This is a genomic window from Comamonas aquatilis, from assembly GCF_965139575.1.
Taxonomy (GTDB): Bacteria; Pseudomonadota; Gammaproteobacteria; order Burkholderiales; family Burkholderiaceae_C; genus Comamonas; species Comamonas aquatilis.
On sequence record NZ_CBCSIW010000005.1, the window covers coordinates 12,974 to 29,208 of the forward strand.

Below are 16,235 nucleotides of genomic sequence, written 5' to 3' on the forward strand. Positions count from 1 at the left end.
ATGCCATAAAGAAAAGGGACTGCGCGGCAGTCTCTTTGTTTTTGATAGCGGATCACGCTTTCATTTCAAACACTTCAGGCCGATTCAAGCCACAAGCTGTGCCGGGTACTCGGTTGGCGGCGCAGGTGGAGCGGCCAGCGGCAGATTCCAGTCCATGGCATGCCAGGGGTGCTTGGCTTCGGTGACCCACTGGGCCACTTCCTCGGGGGTGAAGGCCTTGCCCAGCACATCGGAGCGGCCCTGGGCCTGCCACTGGGCCCGGCCCTGGGCATGGGCCTGGCCGAAGCTCAGCCAGCTGTCAAAGCACTGCTGGGCGCGCTGGGCGTTGAGCATCAGAATGTCCCAGTGCGTCTCTTCGTCCACCCATTCCAGCAAATAGGCGCAGCGCACAAAAAACGTGACCCGGGCGCATGCAAATGCCATGGCGGCGCGAGGATTGTCGCTGCGGTGCAGGCGTTGCAGATCCAGCATGAACCAGCGCTGACGCATGGCATCCGGCAATTGCTGGCGTATCTGCTCGTCGCCAAGATCGGTGCGCAGGCCCAGATGGTGCAGCACCATGGGGCGCAACTGCCTGGCCAGGGCTTCGTCGGCACCATGGAGCTGGCTGGCAAAGCCGCCTTGCATGGCGTGATAGGCCGTGGGATGGGCCAGCGCCAGAGCCCAGTTGCGCTCGGCGCTACCCGCCTGGTAGCTGATCATGTCGCCGCGGTTTTGGGCTACCTTCAGGTTGCTAAAGCCTCTGCGCAGCATCCAGAAGAACCAGGCCAGCAGCAGGCCCAGAAAAATCCACCAGCCACTCATGCCCGGCCTCCTGCACGCAAAGGCCGCTTGCGGGCCAGTTGCAGGGCCTGCTGCAGCGCTGCAGATTTGGGCATGCGCTCTATGACTTCGCCGTCCACGGCGTCCTTGCGGGCCACCACCATCCACTGCATCAGCGGTGTACGCAGAGGAAGCTGGGGCAGCAGATCCGGATGGTGGTTGAGCAGCCACAGCTGCTCGCTCTCGCTGTGCAACTCGGCCACGGTGCACCAGGGCGTCAGCTGCGAGTTCTCGGCCAATATCTCGGGCGGGCGACGCACAATACCCATGGCCAGTGCGTCGTGCGGAGCTTCGCCGTTGAGCTGCAGATGGTTGAGCAGGGCCACCACGTCGGGCGCATAGCGCGCAATCGGCGGGCGGTTTTGCTTGCCCTTGATCTGCTCGATCTGCAGACTGCCGTCTTTTTGCATCATGGCATTGACGGTGATGCGTGGCTGCGCCGAGCCCGTGCGGTAGCTGAACAAGCGCATCTTGCCGGACTCCAGGCCGCTGGCGTAATGCTCGCCATAGCCGCCGTTGAAGTGCTTGCGGTCCGAGAACTGCCCCACGCAATGGCCCATCATCTGGCTCTCATAAGCCATTTCCTGGCGCAACTGCGGACTCTTGGCGTCGAACTCCACAAAGATGCCCAACTGCCCGCGCACAATGCCGTGCACGGCATTCTTGGAATGCTCCAGCCAGCCCGTGCTCTGTTTTTTCTCAAAGGCCAGATGCTCCAGCGTCCAGCGCGCCAGGGCCTGAGGGCAGTTCACGCGCTGCAGCTTGCCTTGCAGCGAAGTGCCTTTGCGGGTGGAGAGAAACTCCACCAAGCGTGTCTCCAGCGCCAGCACCATGGCTGCATCCGGCTCTATCCACCACAGGTCGGGCAGATCAACGCCCATGGCCTTCTTGCCCAGCCGCTCCAGCGCCCAGGCTGGCGGTTCCTGGCGGCCCAGCAGCAGCTGCAAGCCATGTGCATTGGCAATGCGTTGCAGCACGGGGGGCTCGGTCTGCAGATTGCCAATCACATGGCGGTAGAAATGGTTGGCCAGCCAGGCCGAAATCTCGGGCGCATCGCCGCGTGCGGCGCTGCGCTTGGCGATGGCGTCCTTGATGGCCGGTGCGTTGACCACATCGCGGGCCTGATAGGCGCTGGCGGCGGCTGTGTTGGCTTGGGTTTGACTCACCAAAATTTCCACCATGGCTTGCGGCCGGATGCGGCTTGGCCGCTGGCCGCAGCCTCACGTTCGGCCAGCTTGCGTTCGGTGCGCTCAATGCACTCGCGCGATACGCGGCGCTCGCTCTCGTCGCCGTCGCTGTCTTTGTCCAGATAGCTTTGGGCTTGCTGGTGCAGGGCCAGAGCTTCCTCCAGCAGCTCGGGATAGGCTTCCAGTGCGCAGGCCAGCCGGCGCAGCGGGTAGCAGTCCCGCAGGGCAATGACTTCCTGCTGGTGGCTGCGCAGACGTGGCAGCACCAGCTCGGGGCGGGTGCTGGAGAAAAAATCCAGCATAGCCATCAGTGCGGCCAGATAGTCGCGGCGTTCGCTGCGCTGTTCGGTTTCGTCAAGCTCGTGAAACCATTGATCCAGGCGCTCCGTCCAGATGCTGATTTCGTCATCGCGGTCCAGCCGGTACAGCGCGTAAGCGACAGAGGGCAGGTAGCGGGGCGGATCATGGCGGCCATAGCCATGCTCCTGCGCAAAATGCCACAGGCGCTCGGCCTCCATCACCGTCAGGCTGTAGTCCTCCTTGCCAATCGCGCACCACACCAGGCTGTTGTGATGCTCGGCAAACGGGCTGCTGGCCAGGCCTTGGTGGTGCAGCGCAGCGGCTTCGTCGTAGCGATTCTGAAAGCGGTATTTGATCGCCAGGTTGTTGCACAGCATGGAGTACACATGCACATCGGCATCCTTGAAGGCTCCCTGGCCCGTAGACCAGAAGCTCTCAAAGCGTCGCAAGCTTTCTTCGTAGTAGCGCAAGGCCAGCTGGCTGCGCACTTCGCTGGGCGGCAGCTTTTTCTTGCCGCCCAGCAGCGGGGCCAGTTCTTCATCGTGGTCCAGCGTCACCCCGACGGCATAGCACCAATGGGCGCCGTAGGCCTCGGGGAAAGGGCGGGCCAGTGCTTCCTCCAGCGGCAACACGGCAAAGCGCGCTGCCCAGAGCGCGGCCAGCTTGTCGCCGTCGGCCAGATCCGGGCGCTGGCCCACGGATTGCTCGAGCAAGGGCAAGGCTTTTTCCAGCTGGCGCTTGGCGGCATGGCGCATGCCCTGTGTCATGGCGAGCAGGATGTTCTGCGGCTCGCGTGCGCGTACGAAATCCAGGTAGAAATCGGCGTTGCGGCTTGGCATCTTCTCCTGCGCAAACAGATAGTGCATATCGGTATCTGCGTGGACCATGGCCAGAATCAGCGCCCAGGTGATGGCGCGACCGGTGCCGGCATCGACATCGCTGTCAAAGCGCTGCTGAGCCAGCTTACAGGCGGCGACGGCAGAGATGGGGCGGGCGTGCATCACGCTCTCCAGCGCCAGGGCCGCGGCCTCGTCCAGACGGTCGGCCTGCACCAGCCATTCCAGATGCAAGGCGCTGAAAGGATCGCCCTGGTCATCGGTCAGGCTCACGCGCCCCAGCGGGGCCAGCTGCAAAGCGGCTTCCAGCTGGCCTGCCAGCGCACAGGCCTGGGCCTGCAGCCGCACAACCCTGACTTTGCGATGGGCCTTGATGGCTGGCGAGGGCGGCGGGTTTTCCGTGCGCTGCAATTGCTGCTCGCAGGCCATGAGCAGCGAAGGCAGACTGGCCGTGGCAACGGGCAGGGCGCGGTCGGCCAGTTCCATCCATTGCTCAAAGTCCACCTCCTGCTCGGGGGCGGCATCGCGCAGCGTCTGGATGGCGTTTTGCACATGGCCGGTGGCTGCGCCGGCATTGCCGCGTTTCTGGGCCAGCTCGGCCTTGCGCACCAGGGCCATGGCATCGCCATGGGCCAGATGAGCCTCGTTGTCCGGGTTGGCGCGTTCGCGGGCGCGGTGCAGATCCACGCCCAGCTCGGCAATGTCCCAGGCCTGGGCTTCGTCGGTCATCCACTGCCAGCCGTGCCAGTAGCGATCGGTATCGATGTCCGCCGGCAGCTGGGCAATGGCCTGGGCTGCGGGTAGGAGCAACGCAATGGCCGATGCCTTGTCAAAGCCCAGACGGCTCTGGATATCGCTGAGCGCAATGCGCACCTGTGCATCGGCCGGGCGACGCTCGTCGGACTGCAAGGCGTTTTGGCGATGCGTCTGCAAAAAACGATTGGCAATCTCGGGCTTGTCCAGCATCAGCCAGAAATCGTGCACGCGCTCCAGATCATTGACATTGGCGGGGGCAAAACTCTGCTGCTCCATCAACTCTGCGGCAGCCGCCATGCGGTCCTCGCGATTGATGGCGGACTGGTCTTCGTCGTAATCGTTGAGCAGCTCGTGGGCCTGGTCGATAAAGGCGTGCAGGGCATCGCCCTGCAGAACGGCTGCATTGCTGGGTTGGTTCATGGTGTCCTGATCAGGAAGCGCGAGGCCATCGCAGGCATGGCAAGGCCTCAACAGGCCTTCATACTATCTGTGGATTTTTGCCGATATTTCGTTGGTAACGGTGTTTAACCTTCTGTTACTTGCGCAGTTCGGGTCTTGACAGAACGCAAAAAGCCTGACGGAGAAGACTCCCCGTCAGGCTTGTAGATGGGCGCTTGCGCGCCGGTGCGACGAAGCGCAGAAAGTGGGCGCTCAGTCCTTGAGCACAACCTCGCCGCGCAGCGTGTAGGCCTTGGCTTCGGTAATTTTGACATCGACCAGCTGGCCGATCAGGCGTTCGTTGCCGGGGAAGTTGACCACGCGGTTGCATTCGGTGCGGCCCATCAGCTCGCTGCCGTCGCGTTTGCTCAGGCCTTCGACCAGCAAACGCTGCACGGTGCCCAGGCGTTCTTCGCTGATTTCCTTGATGTTGTTGTTGATCACGGCCTGCAGCTCATGCAGGCGGCGCAGCTTGACTTCGTGCGGCGTGTCGTCGTGCAGATTGGCAGCGGGCGTGCCGGGGCGGGGGCTGAAGATGAAGCTGAACGAGTTGTCAAAGCGCACATCGTGGATGAGCTTCATCATCTTCTGGAAGTCTTCTTCCGTCTCGCCGGGAAAACCCACGATGAAGTCGCTGCTCATGGCCAGATCCGGGCGGATGGCGCGCAGCTTGCGAATCGTGCTCTTGTATTCCATAGCCGTGTAGCCGCGCTTCATGGCCATCAGAATCTTGTCCGAGCCGTGCTGCACGGGCAGGTGCAGATGGCTGACCAGCTTGGGCAGCTTGGCGTAGGCTTCGATCAGGCGTGGCGTGAACTCGTTGGGGTGGCTGGTGGTGTAGCGTATGCGTTCGATGCCGGGGATTTCGGACACGTATTCCAGCAGCAGGGCGAAGTCGGCAATCTCGGCCGTGTCGCCCATCTTGCCCAGATAGGCGTTGACGTTCTGGCCCAGCAGCGTGACTTCCTTGACGCCCTGGTCGGCCAGACCGGCCACTTCCACCAGCACGTCTTCAAACGGACGACTGACTTCTTCGCCGCGCGTATAGGGCACGACGCAGTAGCTGCAGTACTTGGAGCAGCCTTCCATGATGGAGACAAAGGCCGAAGCGCCTTCGACACGGGCGGGCGGCAGGTGGTCGAACTTCTCGATCTCGGGGAAGGAGATATCGACCTGGGGCTTGGCCTTGGCCGCGCGGGCGTTCAACAGATCGGGCAGGCGGTGCAGGGTTTGCGGGCCGAAGACCACGTCCACATAGGGCGCACGCTTGATGATTTCTTCGCCTTCCTGGCTGGCCACGCAGCCGCCCACGCCGATCAGCACGCCTTTTTCCTTGAGGTGCTTGATGCGGCCCAGATCGCTGAACACTTTCTCTTGCGCCTTCTCGCGCACCGAGCAGGTGTTGAACAGGATCAGGTCGGCTTCTTCCACGTCCTGCGTGGGCTCATAGCCCTGGGCGGCGCCCAGCACGTCGGCCATCTTGTCCGAGTCGTACTCGTTCATCTGGCAGCCAAAGGTTTTGATGAAGACTTTTTTGCTCATGGGGAATACTCGTTGTCGCTGCAGCCGGTGGCGGCTGCAATCACGAAAGTCATAGCAGCTAGCGCATGCCTGAATTTGGTTTTAATGGATAAATGCCATGAACTGATTACGCAGCGTGCGCAAGCAGCTCCTCAATCCGTAGTGACAGCCTAGCTGCCGAAGATGCGCATCAGCCCGGTTTTGGGCTGGATGGGCTTGTACTTCTCGATCTCGGCCGGGGTCAGAATCCAGGCCGTGTGCAGGCCCAGGGTCTGGGGTTCGATCACATAGCCGACCAGCATTTTCTGGCCCACGTAGTTGTGGGCGAAAACAATGGTTCGCTCCTGGCTGAACAGGCGAAAGCCGGGCGTGGTGCGAACAGCCTGGCCGTTGATGGCGACTTCAGGAAAGTTGGTGACCGTCAGCTCGCCAAATAAGGCTGTGGGCGGAAAGTTGCGCGGCTCGTTGGAGGGCAGGCCCTGGGCCATGGCCGTCAGGCTGCCGGTGGCGGCCGCAGCCAGCAAGCCGGCGGCCAACAGGCGGCGGCCCGAGAAGAGAGCGGAGGTGCAGCGGTTCATGGTGTTTATCCAGGGGCTGGGTTCAGTGCAGACGGCGTCCGCACAGCAGCTGCGATTTTACGGACTTGGAGGCTGGGCAGGGGCGTGCTCAAGCTTTATCGCTGTCAGGTAGTGCGTGACCGCCCGGCGCATACAGGACCGCCTGCGGCGGGCGGCACAGGCCCCAGAAGCGCAAGCCCGTCAGCTCGGCCATGCGCACGCCCATGGCTGTGGGGGCCGAGATGGTGGCCAGCGCTGCCACGCCCAGCTTGGCGCATTTGCGCACCAGCTCGTGGCTGCCGCGGCTGGACAGCACCACAAAGCCCGGCTCGCTCAAGCGCGCAGTGCGCGCCAGGCGGCCCAGCAGCTTGTCCAGGGCGTTGTGGCGGCCCACGTCTTCCAGTACTTCGTGCAGCCGACCATCGAGCGTGGCCCAGCCGGCGGCGTGGATGGCGCCGGCCTGGGCATTGAGAATTTGTTTGGCCGCCAGCGCATCGATGGCGCTACAAACCGTTGTCACATCCACCTGGACCAGCCAGTCATGTGCGGGCAGGGGCGAAAAGTCCAGATCCAGTGCGGCAAAGCTTTCCACACCGCAGACGCCGCAGCCGGTGCGCCCTGTCATGCTGCGGCGGTGGTCCTTGAGGCGGGCAAAGCAGCGCGATGAAATCTCCAGCTGTACCTGCATGCCATCCATGCCGGCAGGCAGGCCGGCTGCTGCGGCAGCCACGGGCGTGACCTCGATGCCATAGCAGTCGGCAGCGCTGTCCAGAATGCCTTCGCTGAGTGCAAAACCCAGGGCAAAGTCTTCCAGATCCAGCGGCGTGCCCATCATCACGGCGTGGGAGATGCCGTTGAAAACCAGGGCAATCGGCACCTCGCTGGCCAGCACGCGATCCTGCGCCAGCGGCTCTTGCTGCAGCTGGTGGCGCTGCACGGCAAAGTGGCTGATTGCGGGGATGTGCGGCGGCGGGGTGCAGGCGCTGGGACTGGTGTCGGTCATGACTGCCATTATCGATTCAGCCCGCCGCAGTCTTCAATCCAGCAAGGCCATGCCCTTGATCTGGGCGAAGACCTGCTTGCCCGCCTGCAGCTGCAGTGCCTTGCAGGAGTGTCTGGTGATTCGGGCCAGCAGCCGGGCCGAGCCTTTTTGCAGCGACACCATGACCTGGCCCGGACCGTCCTCGCGCAGGTCCAGTACTTGGCAGGGCAGGATGTTGAGAATGCTGCTGCCTTCGGCGCGCGTCAGGCTCAGGCTGACATCGCGGGCTTGCACGCGCAGTTGCACCTGGCTGCCTATGGGCCTGGGGCGTGCCATGACCAATTGCAGCTGGCCGCCGTCAAAGCTCAGCGTGCTCAGGTAGTCGACCATGTCGTGGGTCTGCACGGTGGCATGGATCACGCTGGAGGCCAGATCGCCTTGTGTCAGCGGCAGATCCAGGCGGGAGAGCAAAGCGGTCAGCGGGCCTTGGGCCACCACCCGGCCGCTTTCGAGTAGCACCAGGTGCTGGGCCAGGCGCGCCACCTCGTCCATGGAGTGGCTGACATAGACGATGGGAATCTGCAGATGGCGCTGCAACTGTTCCAGATAGGGCAATACCTCGGCCTTGCGCTGGGCATCGAGTGCGGCCAGCGGCTCGTCCATCAGCAGCACCTGGGGACTGGTGGCCAGCGCCCGGGCAATCGCCACGCGCTGTCGCTCTCCGCCAGACAGCGTGGCCGGCATGCGATCCATCAGATGGCCTATGCCCAGCAGCTCCACGGCCCGTTCCTTGGAGACCTGGCGGCGCTCTACCGGCGTACGCTTCATCCCGTAGTCGATGTTTTTCTGCACCGACAAATGCGCAAACAGGCTGGCTTCCTGAAATACATAGCCCAGCGCCCGCTGGTACGTGGGCAGCCAATGGCCGCTGGCGTCGTCTTGCCACAGGGCCTCATTGACGGCAACCCGGCCCAGGGCGCGCTCCAGCCCGGCCAGGCTGCGCAGGCAGCTGGTCTTGCCGCAGCCGGAGGGGCCGAACAAGGCGGTCACGCCCTGGCCCGGCAGTTCCAGATCGACATTCAGTTCGAAGTCTGTGCGTTGCAATTGCAGGCGGGCGGCGATGAAGGGGGAGGTGCTCATGTGCGACGCTTTCTTTTGCCGCCGGGCCGCCCCAAGGCAAATAGCGGCCCCCTTGGGGGGCAGCGGCTACACGTGAGTAGAGCAAGCGTGGGGATCATTTTTTGGGCTGCAGCCAGTTCAGCGCCAGCAGCACGATAAAGGAGAACACCACCATGCCGGCCGCCAGCAGGTGGGCGTGGCCGTACTCCATGGCTTCCACATGGTCGTAGATCTGTACCGAGACCACGCGCGTCACGCCGGGGATGTTGCCGCCCAGCATCAGCACCACGCCAAATTCGCCCACGGTGTGGGCAAAGGTCAGCACGGCGGCGGTGATGAAACCGGGCTTGGCCAGCGGCAGGGCTACGGTCAGAAATCGGTCCAGCGGGCTGGCACCCAGGCTGGCGGCCGCTTCCATGGGGCGTGTACCAAGGGCTTCAAAGGCGCGCTGCAACGGCTGGACGGTGAATGGCATGGAATAGATCAGCGAGCCGACCACCAGCCCGGCAAAGGTGAAGGGCAGGTTGCCAATGCCCAGCGATTGGGTGAGTTGACCGATCGGACCATGGGGGCCCATGGTGACCAGCAGATAAAAGCCGATCACCGTGGGCGGCAGCACCAGGGGCAGGGCGACCACGGCGCCAATCGGTCCGGCCCAGCGCGAGCGCGTGTGGGCCAGCCACCAGGCCAGGGGCGTGCACAGCAGCATCAGCAGCACGGTGGTGACGCTGGCAAGTTTGAGCGTGAGCCAGATGGCGGCGTAGTCTTCGGCGGTCAGTTGCATGAAACCCAAAAAAAGAACCCCTGACCGTGCCAGCTTAGCCCAGCACCGCCAAGGGAAGAGCGAAATCTTTGCGGCCTGGTTTGAGGCAGAAAACTGCCTCAAACCCTTTTATTGCAAGCGTCAGAAGCTATAACCGTAGGAGCGGATGATTTCCTGTGCCTTGGGGCTGCGCAGGTACTTCATGAGTGCCGAGGCGGCTTCGTTGTCCTTGGCGCTGTTGAGCACAATCGCGTCCTGGCGGATGGGCTCGTGCATATTGGCCGGCACTTGCCAGGCCGAGCCTTCGCGGATCTTGCCGTTTTCCATGACTTGCGACAAAGCCACAAAGCCCAGCTGCGCATTGCCCGTGGCGGCGAACTGGTAGGTCTGGGCAATGTTCTCGCCCATGACGACCTTGGGCTGCACTTGCGAGGTCAGGTTCAGCTTGTTCAGAACTTCCATGGCTGCCGTGCCATAGGGTGCGAGCTTGGGGTTGGCAATCGCGATGTGCTTGTAATCGCCGGTTTTCAGGACGGCGCCCTTGTCATCCACATAGCCGGCCTTGGGGCTCCACAGCACCAGGGTGCCGATGGCATAGGTAAAGCGCGAATCGGCCAGGCCCTTGCCTTCCTTGGCAATCTTCTCGGGCGTTGTGTCGTCGGCGGCCAGCAGGATGCCGAAGGGCGCGCCATTGTTGATCTGGGCGTAGAACTTGCCGGTGGCGCCAAAAGACAGCTCGGCCTTGTGGCCGGTGTCCTTTTCAAACTCGGTGGCAATCTTCTTCATGGGGGCGGTGAAGTTGGCCGCCACGGCCACGGCCACCTCGGCCGCTTGCGCCTGCACGGACCACAAGCCCAGCACGGCCGAACTGGTCACGGTCGCGATCACGGCCGCAGAGCGTGCCAGTTGAAAGGAAAAACGCGAGGCAGGCAGAGCAGTCTGGGTCATGGAAATTTCGCTATTCATAAATGGAATAACGAGTGTAATCTTTTTTAATGCTCAAGGGCCAGCGAGGAAAATCCAAGGCAGGGCATGATGGCGCCCATGTCAGAAAAAGAATTTCACGAACAAGAGCAGCGCGAGACTTTTGACGCTGCCGGTCTGTCCAGCAATTCGCTGTCTCAGGCTTTGGGCTACGACATTGCCGACCGGCGCATCGCCATCCTGCGCGGCATAGCGCACAGCGGCTCCATCTCCCAGGCCGCACGCGATGTGGGCGTGAGCTACAAGGCCGCATGGCAGGCCATTGATACCCTGACCAACTTGGCGGGCGTGCCCCTGGTGGAGCGCAGCGTGGGCGGCGCCGGTGGCGGCGGCGCACAGATCACGGCGGCCGGCGAATCCCTGCTGGCCACGGCCGAGACAATGGAGCGCATGCGCGCCGAAGTGCTGCAGCGCGTGCAAAGCGGGCAGAGCCCGGGCGACGCGCCTGCGGTGGTGAATCTGGGTCTGATGACCAGCATGCGCAACCAGTGGCCCTGCACCGTGCTCAAGGTCGAATCCCTGGGCGCCCAGATCCGCATGTGGCTGCGCCCTGCGGGTGAGACCGAAACGCAGTGGAGCATTGCCGCCCGCATCACCCCCGAGAGCTATGAGCTGCTGGGCCTGGCGCCCGGCGTTCCGGTGCTGGCGCTGTGCAAGGCCACGGCCGTCAAGGTTTTCAAAGGGCAGGAACGCCCCATGGCCGCCACGCAGGCCATCAATCTCTGGCCCGCACAGGTGCAGCGCGTGACGCGCGGCGCGGCATCGCTGGCCGATGAACCGGTGGCCTGTGACGAAGCCGTGTGCCGCCTGACTTGGGGCGCGCAGATTGTGGGCTTTGCCCCGGCCCAGAGCGGGCTGGATGCGCAAGACAGCGTCTGGCTGGAAGTGCCGGAAGCTGCCGTGGTGGTGGCGGTGACGGCATAAAAAACGCCGCCGACCCGTAGCGGGCGCGGCGGCGAAAAGGGAGGAATCTAAGAGGAAAGATTCCCTGAGGGTCCTCAATCGACCTTGAGTCCGATTTCCTTGATCAGCGGCGCAAAGCGCGCACGCTCCTTGGCGTGGTGGTCCACAAACTCCTGGCGGCCCATGCGCGGCTCGGGTGTGGCGCCCAGTCCTTGAATCACGTCGATCACATTCTTTTGTTCCAGCGCCTTGAGCACGCTGGCGCGCACGGCTTCCACCACGGGGGCGGGCGTGCCGGCCGGGGCGTAGATGCCGAACAGCGTATCGGCATCAAAACCGGGCAAGCCGCTTTCGGCCAGTGTGGGCACCTTGGGATAGAGGGGCGAGCGCTGCGGGCTGCCAATGGCCAGCAGCTTGAGCTTGCCGGCTTCCACCTGCTTGAGGCCGGGGCCTGGATCAAACCAGTACTGCAACTGGCCGCTGAGCACATCGGTCAGTGCCGGGCCGGCGCCTTTGTAGGGAACATGGGTGGCCTCGACCTTGGCAGCACGCTTGAACATTTCACCGGCCAGATGGGGCGAGCTGCCGGGGCCGGGCGAGCCATAGGACAGTTTGCCGGCATAGGCCTGCAGGTGTTTGACGAACTCGCCCACATTGCTGACCGGCACCGAGGGATTGGTCTCCAGGAACACATGGACGCGGGCCACAGCGGCCACGGGAATCAGGTCTTTTTCCGGGTTGAAGGGCAGCTTGCTGTAGATCAGCGGATTGATGCTGATGCCACCGCCCGAGCTCAGCAGCAGCGTGTAGCCGTCCTTGGGGGAGCGCACGGTTTCGCCGATGCCGATATTGCCGTTGGCTCCGGGCTTGTTGTCCACCACCACCGACTGGCCCAGGGCCTGGCTCATGGTGGGGGCGATTGCCCGGCCCATCACATCGGCGGCACCGCCGGGGGCGAAGTTCACCACCAGGCGGATGGGGCGCTCCGGCCATTTGTCATTGGCCAGGGCCGGGGCGGTGATGGCGCTGCAAAACAGGGCAGGAATGGCGGCCAGGCCCATGCGGCGCAGGCGGTTGATCGGCGGCATTTTTGCCATGAGGTCTGTCTCCTTGAGTGTTTTTATGTCGTTCGTCTAAGGGCGCGTCAGGCCACTTCCACTTCCACCACGATGGGGCGGGGGTGGGCAATGGCGGCCTGCAGGGCCAGGGCCAGCTGCGATGCATCCTCCACATGCATGCCGTCGCAGCCGTGGCCCTTGGCTAGGGCGACAAAGTTGATATCCGGCAGCTCCGTGCCTTCCACCTTCTCGCCGTCCCGGTAGCCAAAGACTTTGGAAAAATCCTGCAGCGCGGCATAGCGGCGGTTCTTGAGAATCACAAAGGTGATGGGCAGGCGCAGATTGGCGGCGCTCCACAAGGCCTGAATGGCGTACATGGCCGAGCCATCGCCGATTACTGCTATTACTTTTTTCTCGGGCTTGGCCAGGGCCACGCCCACGGCGGCGGGCATGCTGTGGCCCAGGCCGCCGCTGCACATGGTGAAGAAAGTCTCGCTGTGAAAAATCGGCAGATAGCTTTGAATCGTGGGCCGCGAGCTGGGCGCCTCTTCCACGATGATGCTCAGCGGATCACGCACGCTGGCCAGGGTGTGCATGGCAAAGGCAACCGACATGCGTTCACCCGCCGCCGGAGCCGCAGGCACGGGCGCGGTAGGCTTGCGGGCCGGCGCTTGGCGCTGGGTGATGTGCGGGCGGGCCAGCAGTTCCTGCACGCCCAGGCGGATATTGCCCACGGCGGCCGTGCCCACGGGGGCCCAGGCGGCAATGGCCGGGTCTTCAATCAGCTGAAACAGCTCAGAGCCTGCGGGAATAAAGGGGCCGGCGCCTTCCACGTGGTAGGTGAAAGCGGCAGCACCCACGGCAAAAATCGCATCGTGTGCGCCCAGCAACTCCACCATGCGCTCGCGCATGGCAGGCAGAAAGCCGGCAAACAGCGGGTGATCTTCGGGAAAGCTGCAGCGCCCGCTCATGGGAGCCACAAACACACGGGCCTGGTGGCGCTCGGCCAGGGCCACCACCTCATCCCAGGCCTGGCCACGATCCACGGCGGCGCCCACCACCAAAGCGGGAGATCGTGCAGCGTCCAGCGCATCGCCGATCAGGCTCAGGGTGTGCGGGTTGGCTCGGGCCTCGAAGCCCACATGGCGCAAGGTGATGGGCTCGCAGGGCTTGTCCCAGTCATCGGCAGGAATCGAGACAAACACCGGGCCGCGTGGCTCCTGCATTGCGATGTAGTAGGCGCGGGCCAGAGCCTGGGGCACGTCTTCGGCGCGGGCCGGCTCGCAGCTCCACTTCACATAGGGCTTGGGCAGCTCGGCGGCATCGCGCGAGTGCAAAAACGGATCGAACTGCAGCAGCGAGCGGGCCTGCTGGCCCGCCGTGATGATCATGGGGGTGCGGTTCTTGAAGGCCGTGAAGATATTGGCCATGGCATGGCCCACGCCTGCGGCCGAATGCAGATTCACAAAACTGGCCTGGCGTGTGGCCTGTGCATAACCATCGGCCATGCCCACGACCACGGCTTCCTGCAGGCCCAGCTCGTACGAGAAATCCTCGGGATAGTCGCGAAACAGCGGCAGCTCGGTAGAGCCCGGGTTGCCGAAAATACGGGTCATGCCCAGCTCGCGCAGCATAGCAATCACGGCGTGGCGCACGGTATGGTTTGGCTGTTCGGCTTGTGCCAGGGCGGTTTGGTGGGAGGTGGTGACTTGCAAAACAATCGTCCTGTTGGGAACTGAGAGGGGAGCTCAAGCGCTTGGGCGTCATCTTGCAGGGCGGCATAATTTCCAGCAATTGAATAAAACATCTAAGAGATATTCGTTTTATGGATATATCAGGCCTGGATCTCAATCTGCTGCGCGTGTTTGACGTGGTGTTTCGCCATGGCAGCGTCAGCCGTGCCGCACAGGAGCTGGGCATGTCCCAGCCGGCGGCCAGCCAGGCGGTGACGCGGCTGCGTCAGTTGCTGGGCGATCCCTTGTTTGAGCGCATGCACGGCGGCGTAAGGCCCACGCCGCGTGCCGAGCGGTTGGCGCTGGCAGTGCGCGCCGCCCTGGCCACGCTGGAAGTGGCGCTGGCCGAGGCCCATGCCTTTGAGCCGCAGCAGGCGCAAAAGCGTTTTCGCATTCATCTCAGCGATATTGGCGAGGCGCGGTTCTTGCCGCCGCTGATGTGGGCGCTGCGCGAGCAGGCTCCCCATGTACAGCTGGAGACCTTGCCCATGGCCATGACCGAGATTGCCGATGCGCTGGATCGCGGCTCGCTGGATATCGCCATCGGTTTTCTGCCCGGGGTGACGGGCACGCAACAAACCGTGCTGCTGTCGGATCACTATGCGGTGCTGCTGCGCAAAGAGCACCCGGTGCTGCAGGTGTTGCAAGACGGGCGGCTCAGCCCGGAAAATCTGCGGTCGCTGGAGTTTGTGGCCGTACGCTCCCATTCCGAAACCTTGCGCATTTTGCAGGCGCTGGATCTGCAGCAGCAGATACGGCTGTCAGCGGCCCATTTCATGGCCGTGCCCTCCATCGTGCGCCAGACGGATCTGGCCGTGATCATGCCGGCCGAGATTGCCGATACCTTTGAGCGCCAGGGCGGCTATGCGGTGGTGCAGGCCGATCTGCCGGCAAGCGCGTTCGATGTCTCGCTGCATTGGAGCTGGCGCTTTGCGCAGGAGCCGGCCAACCAGTGGCTGCGATCGCTGGTGGTCGAAGTTTTCAGGCAGCGGGCTTGAGGACTTGGCATAAAAAAAGCGCCAAAGCTTTTTAAAGCTCTGGCGCTTGATGCATCAGCAGTAGCTGCTATGTTTATTGAAGTTCCTTGCCCTTGAGCTCGGGAATCAGAAAGGCCGTGGCAATCATGTCCAGCACATAGATGGCGGCCAGCAGGGCGATGGCCACCTGAAAGGAGTAGGCCATGGCGATTGCACCCACCACCACCGGGCCAAAGCCACCCACGGCGCGGCCGATGTTGAACAGCACGTTCTGTGCGGTGGCGCGGGCTGCGGTGGGGTAGGCCTCGCTGATGACGGCGCCATAGCCGCCCATCATGCCGTTGACGCACAGGCCCATGATGGCGCCCACCCACAGCATGGCCGTGGGGTCGGTCAGCTGGGAATAGGCCAGTACCGAGATCACCGAGCCGACCTGGAAGATCAGGAAGGTGGGCTTGCGGCCGATGCGGTCGGCCAATTGGCCGAAGACCCAGATGCCGACGGACATGCCGATGATGGTGACCGCCGTCCACATTGAGGACTTGGTCAGGCTGAAGCCCATTTGCTTGGACAGAAAGCTGGGCATCCAGATCATGATGCCGTAGTAGCCGAAGTTCTGCACCGAGGTCAGCACGATCACGCCCAGGCTGACCTTGAGCGTGGCTTTGTCCTTGACCAGCAGCTTCAGGCAATGCAGGGCCGAGGGCTGCTCTTTCTTGTTGCGGGCCACGAACACTTCGGGCTCGTGCAGCTTGTTGCGTATGACCCAGGCCACGATGGCGGGAATCACGCCCACGAGGAACATGCCGCGCCAGCCGATCAGGGGCAGCAGCAGCGGGGTCAGCAGGGCTGCACCCAGCACGCCCACTTGCCAGCCCAGCGCTACATAGGACGAGACGCGGGCACGGTGGCGGGCCGGCCAGGCTTCGGCGGCCAAGGCCATGCCGATGCCGAACTCGCCACCCAGGCCTATGCCGGCAATGGTGCGGTAAATCAGCAAGTCCCAATAGCCTTGGGCAAAAGCGCACAGGCCGGTGAAGACGGCAAACAGCACGATGGTCCAGGTCAGCACGCGGATGCGGCCGTAGCGGTCGCTGAGCATGCCGAACACAATGCCGCCGAACACGGCGCCGATCAGCGTCCAGGTCACCAGCGAGCCGGCCTGGCCGGGAGTGAGGTTCAGGTCTGCAGAGATGGCCGAGAGCATGAAGCCCAGAATCAGCAGGTCAAAGCCGTCCATGGCGTAGCCGACGGCCGAGCCCATGAGTGCCTTCCAGCTGTATCCGTCGACTTGTGTTG

Annotated in this window: 14 protein-coding genes; 2 read left to right on the forward strand and 12 right to left on the reverse strand. The window is 63.4% G+C overall.

What is annotated here, in order from left to right; translation table 11 throughout:
* Positions 1-84 precede the first annotated feature (84 nt).
* The 9 genes from ACNAZA_RS08605 to modA all read right to left on the reverse strand — a co-directional run bounded on the left by ACNAZA_RS08605 (position 85) and on the right by modA (position 10,229).
* A complete protein-coding gene (locus ACNAZA_RS08605; protein WP_415796120.1) occupies positions 85-804 on the reverse strand; it encodes a DUF1266 domain-containing protein in 720 nt (239 codons plus the stop codon).
* Complete coding sequence (locus ACNAZA_RS08610) at positions 801-2,003, reverse strand: hypothetical protein (protein WP_415796121.1); 1,203 nt, start codon at positions 2,001-2,003, stop codon at positions 801-803. The genes ACNAZA_RS08605 and ACNAZA_RS08610 overlap by 4 nt, the downstream gene beginning before the upstream one ends.
* The gene (locus ACNAZA_RS08615; protein WP_415796123.1) at positions 1,985-4,321 is read right to left on the reverse strand and encodes a hypothetical protein; all 2,337 of its coding nucleotides are present in this window, start codon (positions 4,319-4,321) and stop codon (positions 1,985-1,987) included. Before ACNAZA_RS08615 ends, ACNAZA_RS08610 begins: the two co-directional genes overlap by 19 nt.
* Before the next feature lie 231 nt (positions 4,322-4,552).
* On the reverse strand, positions 4,553-5,881 hold the full coding sequence (miaB, locus tag ACNAZA_RS08620; RefSeq protein ID WP_120971471.1) for a tRNA (N6-isopentenyl adenosine(37)-C2)-methylthiotransferase MiaB: 1,329 nt from the start codon (positions 5,879-5,881) through the stop codon (positions 4,553-4,555).
* A gap of 149 nt (positions 5,882-6,030) precedes the next feature.
* Positions 6,031-6,438 carry a hypothetical protein gene (locus ACNAZA_RS08625; RefSeq protein WP_415796124.1) on the reverse strand — a complete coding sequence of 136 codons (408 nt, stop codon included), beginning with the start codon at positions 6,436-6,438 and terminating at the stop codon, positions 6,031-6,033.
* 88 nt (positions 6,439-6,526) lie between these two features.
* On the reverse strand, positions 6,527-7,420 hold the full coding sequence (fdhD, locus tag ACNAZA_RS08630; RefSeq protein WP_415796125.1) for a formate dehydrogenase accessory sulfurtransferase FdhD: 894 nt from the start codon (positions 7,418-7,420) through the stop codon (positions 6,527-6,529).
* Positions 7,421-7,453: 33 nt separating this feature from the next.
* Positions 7,454-8,539 (reverse strand): molybdenum ABC transporter ATP-binding protein, encoded by a 1,086-nt coding sequence (modC, locus tag ACNAZA_RS08635; RefSeq protein WP_415796126.1) that lies wholly within the window; start codon positions 8,537-8,539, stop codon positions 7,454-7,456.
* A gap of 94 nt (positions 8,540-8,633) precedes the next feature.
* Complete coding sequence (gene modB / locus ACNAZA_RS08640; protein WP_120971891.1) at positions 8,634-9,302, reverse strand: molybdate ABC transporter permease subunit; 669 nt, start codon at positions 9,300-9,302, stop codon at positions 8,634-8,636.
* 120 nt (positions 9,303-9,422) lie between these two features.
* A complete protein-coding gene (modA, locus tag ACNAZA_RS08645; RefSeq protein WP_415796128.1) occupies positions 9,423-10,229 on the reverse strand; it encodes a molybdate ABC transporter substrate-binding protein in 807 nt (268 codons plus the stop codon).
* A gap of 96 nt (positions 10,230-10,325) precedes the next feature.
* On the opposite strand from modA, the gene ACNAZA_RS08650 reads away from it, so the two are divergent.
* A complete protein-coding gene (locus ACNAZA_RS08650; protein ID WP_415796129.1) occupies positions 10,326-11,189 on the forward strand; it encodes a TOBE domain-containing protein in 864 nt (287 codons plus the stop codon).
* Positions 11,190-11,263: 74 nt separating this feature from the next.
* On the opposite strand, the gene ACNAZA_RS08655 is transcribed toward ACNAZA_RS08650, so the two are convergent.
* Positions 11,264-12,265, reverse strand: a complete 1,002-nt coding sequence (locus ACNAZA_RS08655; protein ID WP_415796131.1) for a Bug family tripartite tricarboxylate transporter substrate binding protein — start codon at positions 12,263-12,265, stop codon at positions 11,264-11,266.
* A 47-nt stretch (positions 12,266-12,312) separates the two neighbouring features.
* Positions 12,313-13,941, reverse strand: coding sequence for a benzoylformate decarboxylase (gene mdlC / locus ACNAZA_RS08660; RefSeq protein ID WP_415796133.1), 1,629 nt, complete (start codon positions 13,939-13,941; stop codon positions 12,313-12,315).
* Positions 13,942-14,051: 110 nt separating this feature from the next.
* On the opposite strand from mdlC, the gene ACNAZA_RS08665 reads away from it, so the two are divergent.
* Positions 14,052-14,957, forward strand: a complete 906-nt coding sequence (locus ACNAZA_RS08665) for a LysR family transcriptional regulator (protein WP_415796135.1) — start codon at positions 14,052-14,054, stop codon at positions 14,955-14,957.
* A 73-nt stretch (positions 14,958-15,030) separates the two neighbouring features.
* Here ACNAZA_RS08665 and ACNAZA_RS08670 read toward each other — a convergent pair whose 3' ends face one another.
* Positions 15,031-16,200: an MFS transporter gene (locus ACNAZA_RS08670; RefSeq protein WP_415796390.1), complete on the reverse strand. Its 1,170-nt coding sequence runs from the start codon at positions 16,198-16,200 to the stop codon at positions 15,031-15,033.
* Between the last annotated feature and the right edge of the window lie 35 nt (positions 16,201-16,235).

Bases quoted from the DNA above. Each gene is read 5' to 3' on its own strand.
- ACNAZA_RS08605 (WP_415796120.1), bottom strand. From the start codon at position 804: ATGAGTGGCTGGTGGATTTTTCTGGGCCTGCTGCTGGCCTGGTTCTTC.
- ACNAZA_RS08610 (WP_415796121.1), bottom strand. From the start codon at position 2,003: ATGGTGGAAATTTTGGTGAGTCAAACCCAAGCCAACACAGCCGCCGCC.
- ACNAZA_RS08615 (WP_415796123.1), bottom strand. From the start codon at position 4,321: ATGAACCAACCCAGCAATGCAGCCGTTCTGCAGGGCGATGCCCTGCAC.
- miaB (WP_120971471.1), bottom strand. From the start codon at position 5,881: ATGAGCAAAAAAGTCTTCATCAAAACCTTTGGCTGCCAGATGAACGAG.
- ACNAZA_RS08625 (WP_415796124.1), bottom strand. From the start codon at position 6,438: ATGAACCGCTGCACCTCCGCTCTCTTCTCGGGCCGCCGCCTGTTGGCC.
- fdhD (WP_415796125.1), bottom strand. From the start codon at position 7,420: ATGACCGACACCAGTCCCAGCGCCTGCACCCCGCCGCCGCACATCCCC.
- modC (WP_415796126.1), bottom strand. From the start codon at position 8,539: ATGAGCACCTCCCCCTTCATCGCCGCCCGCCTGCAATTGCAACGCACA.
- modB (WP_120971891.1), bottom strand. From the start codon at position 9,302: ATGCAACTGACCGCCGAAGACTACGCCGCCATCTGGCTCACGCTCAAA.
- modA (WP_415796128.1), bottom strand. From the start codon at position 10,229: ATGACCCAGACTGCTCTGCCTGCCTCGCGTTTTTCCTTTCAACTGGCA.
- ACNAZA_RS08650 (WP_415796129.1), top strand. From the start codon at position 10,326: ATGTCAGAAAAAGAATTTCACGAACAAGAGCAGCGCGAGACTTTTGAC.
- ACNAZA_RS08655 (WP_415796131.1), bottom strand. From the start codon at position 12,265: ATGGCAAAAATGCCGCCGATCAACCGCCTGCGCCGCATGGGCCTGGCC.
- ACNAZA_RS08665 (WP_415796135.1), top strand. From the start codon at position 14,052: ATGGATATATCAGGCCTGGATCTCAATCTGCTGCGCGTGTTTGACGTG.
- ACNAZA_RS08670 (WP_415796390.1), bottom strand. From the start codon at position 16,200: ATGGGCTCGGCCGTCGGCTACGCCATGGACGGCTTTGACCTGCTGATT.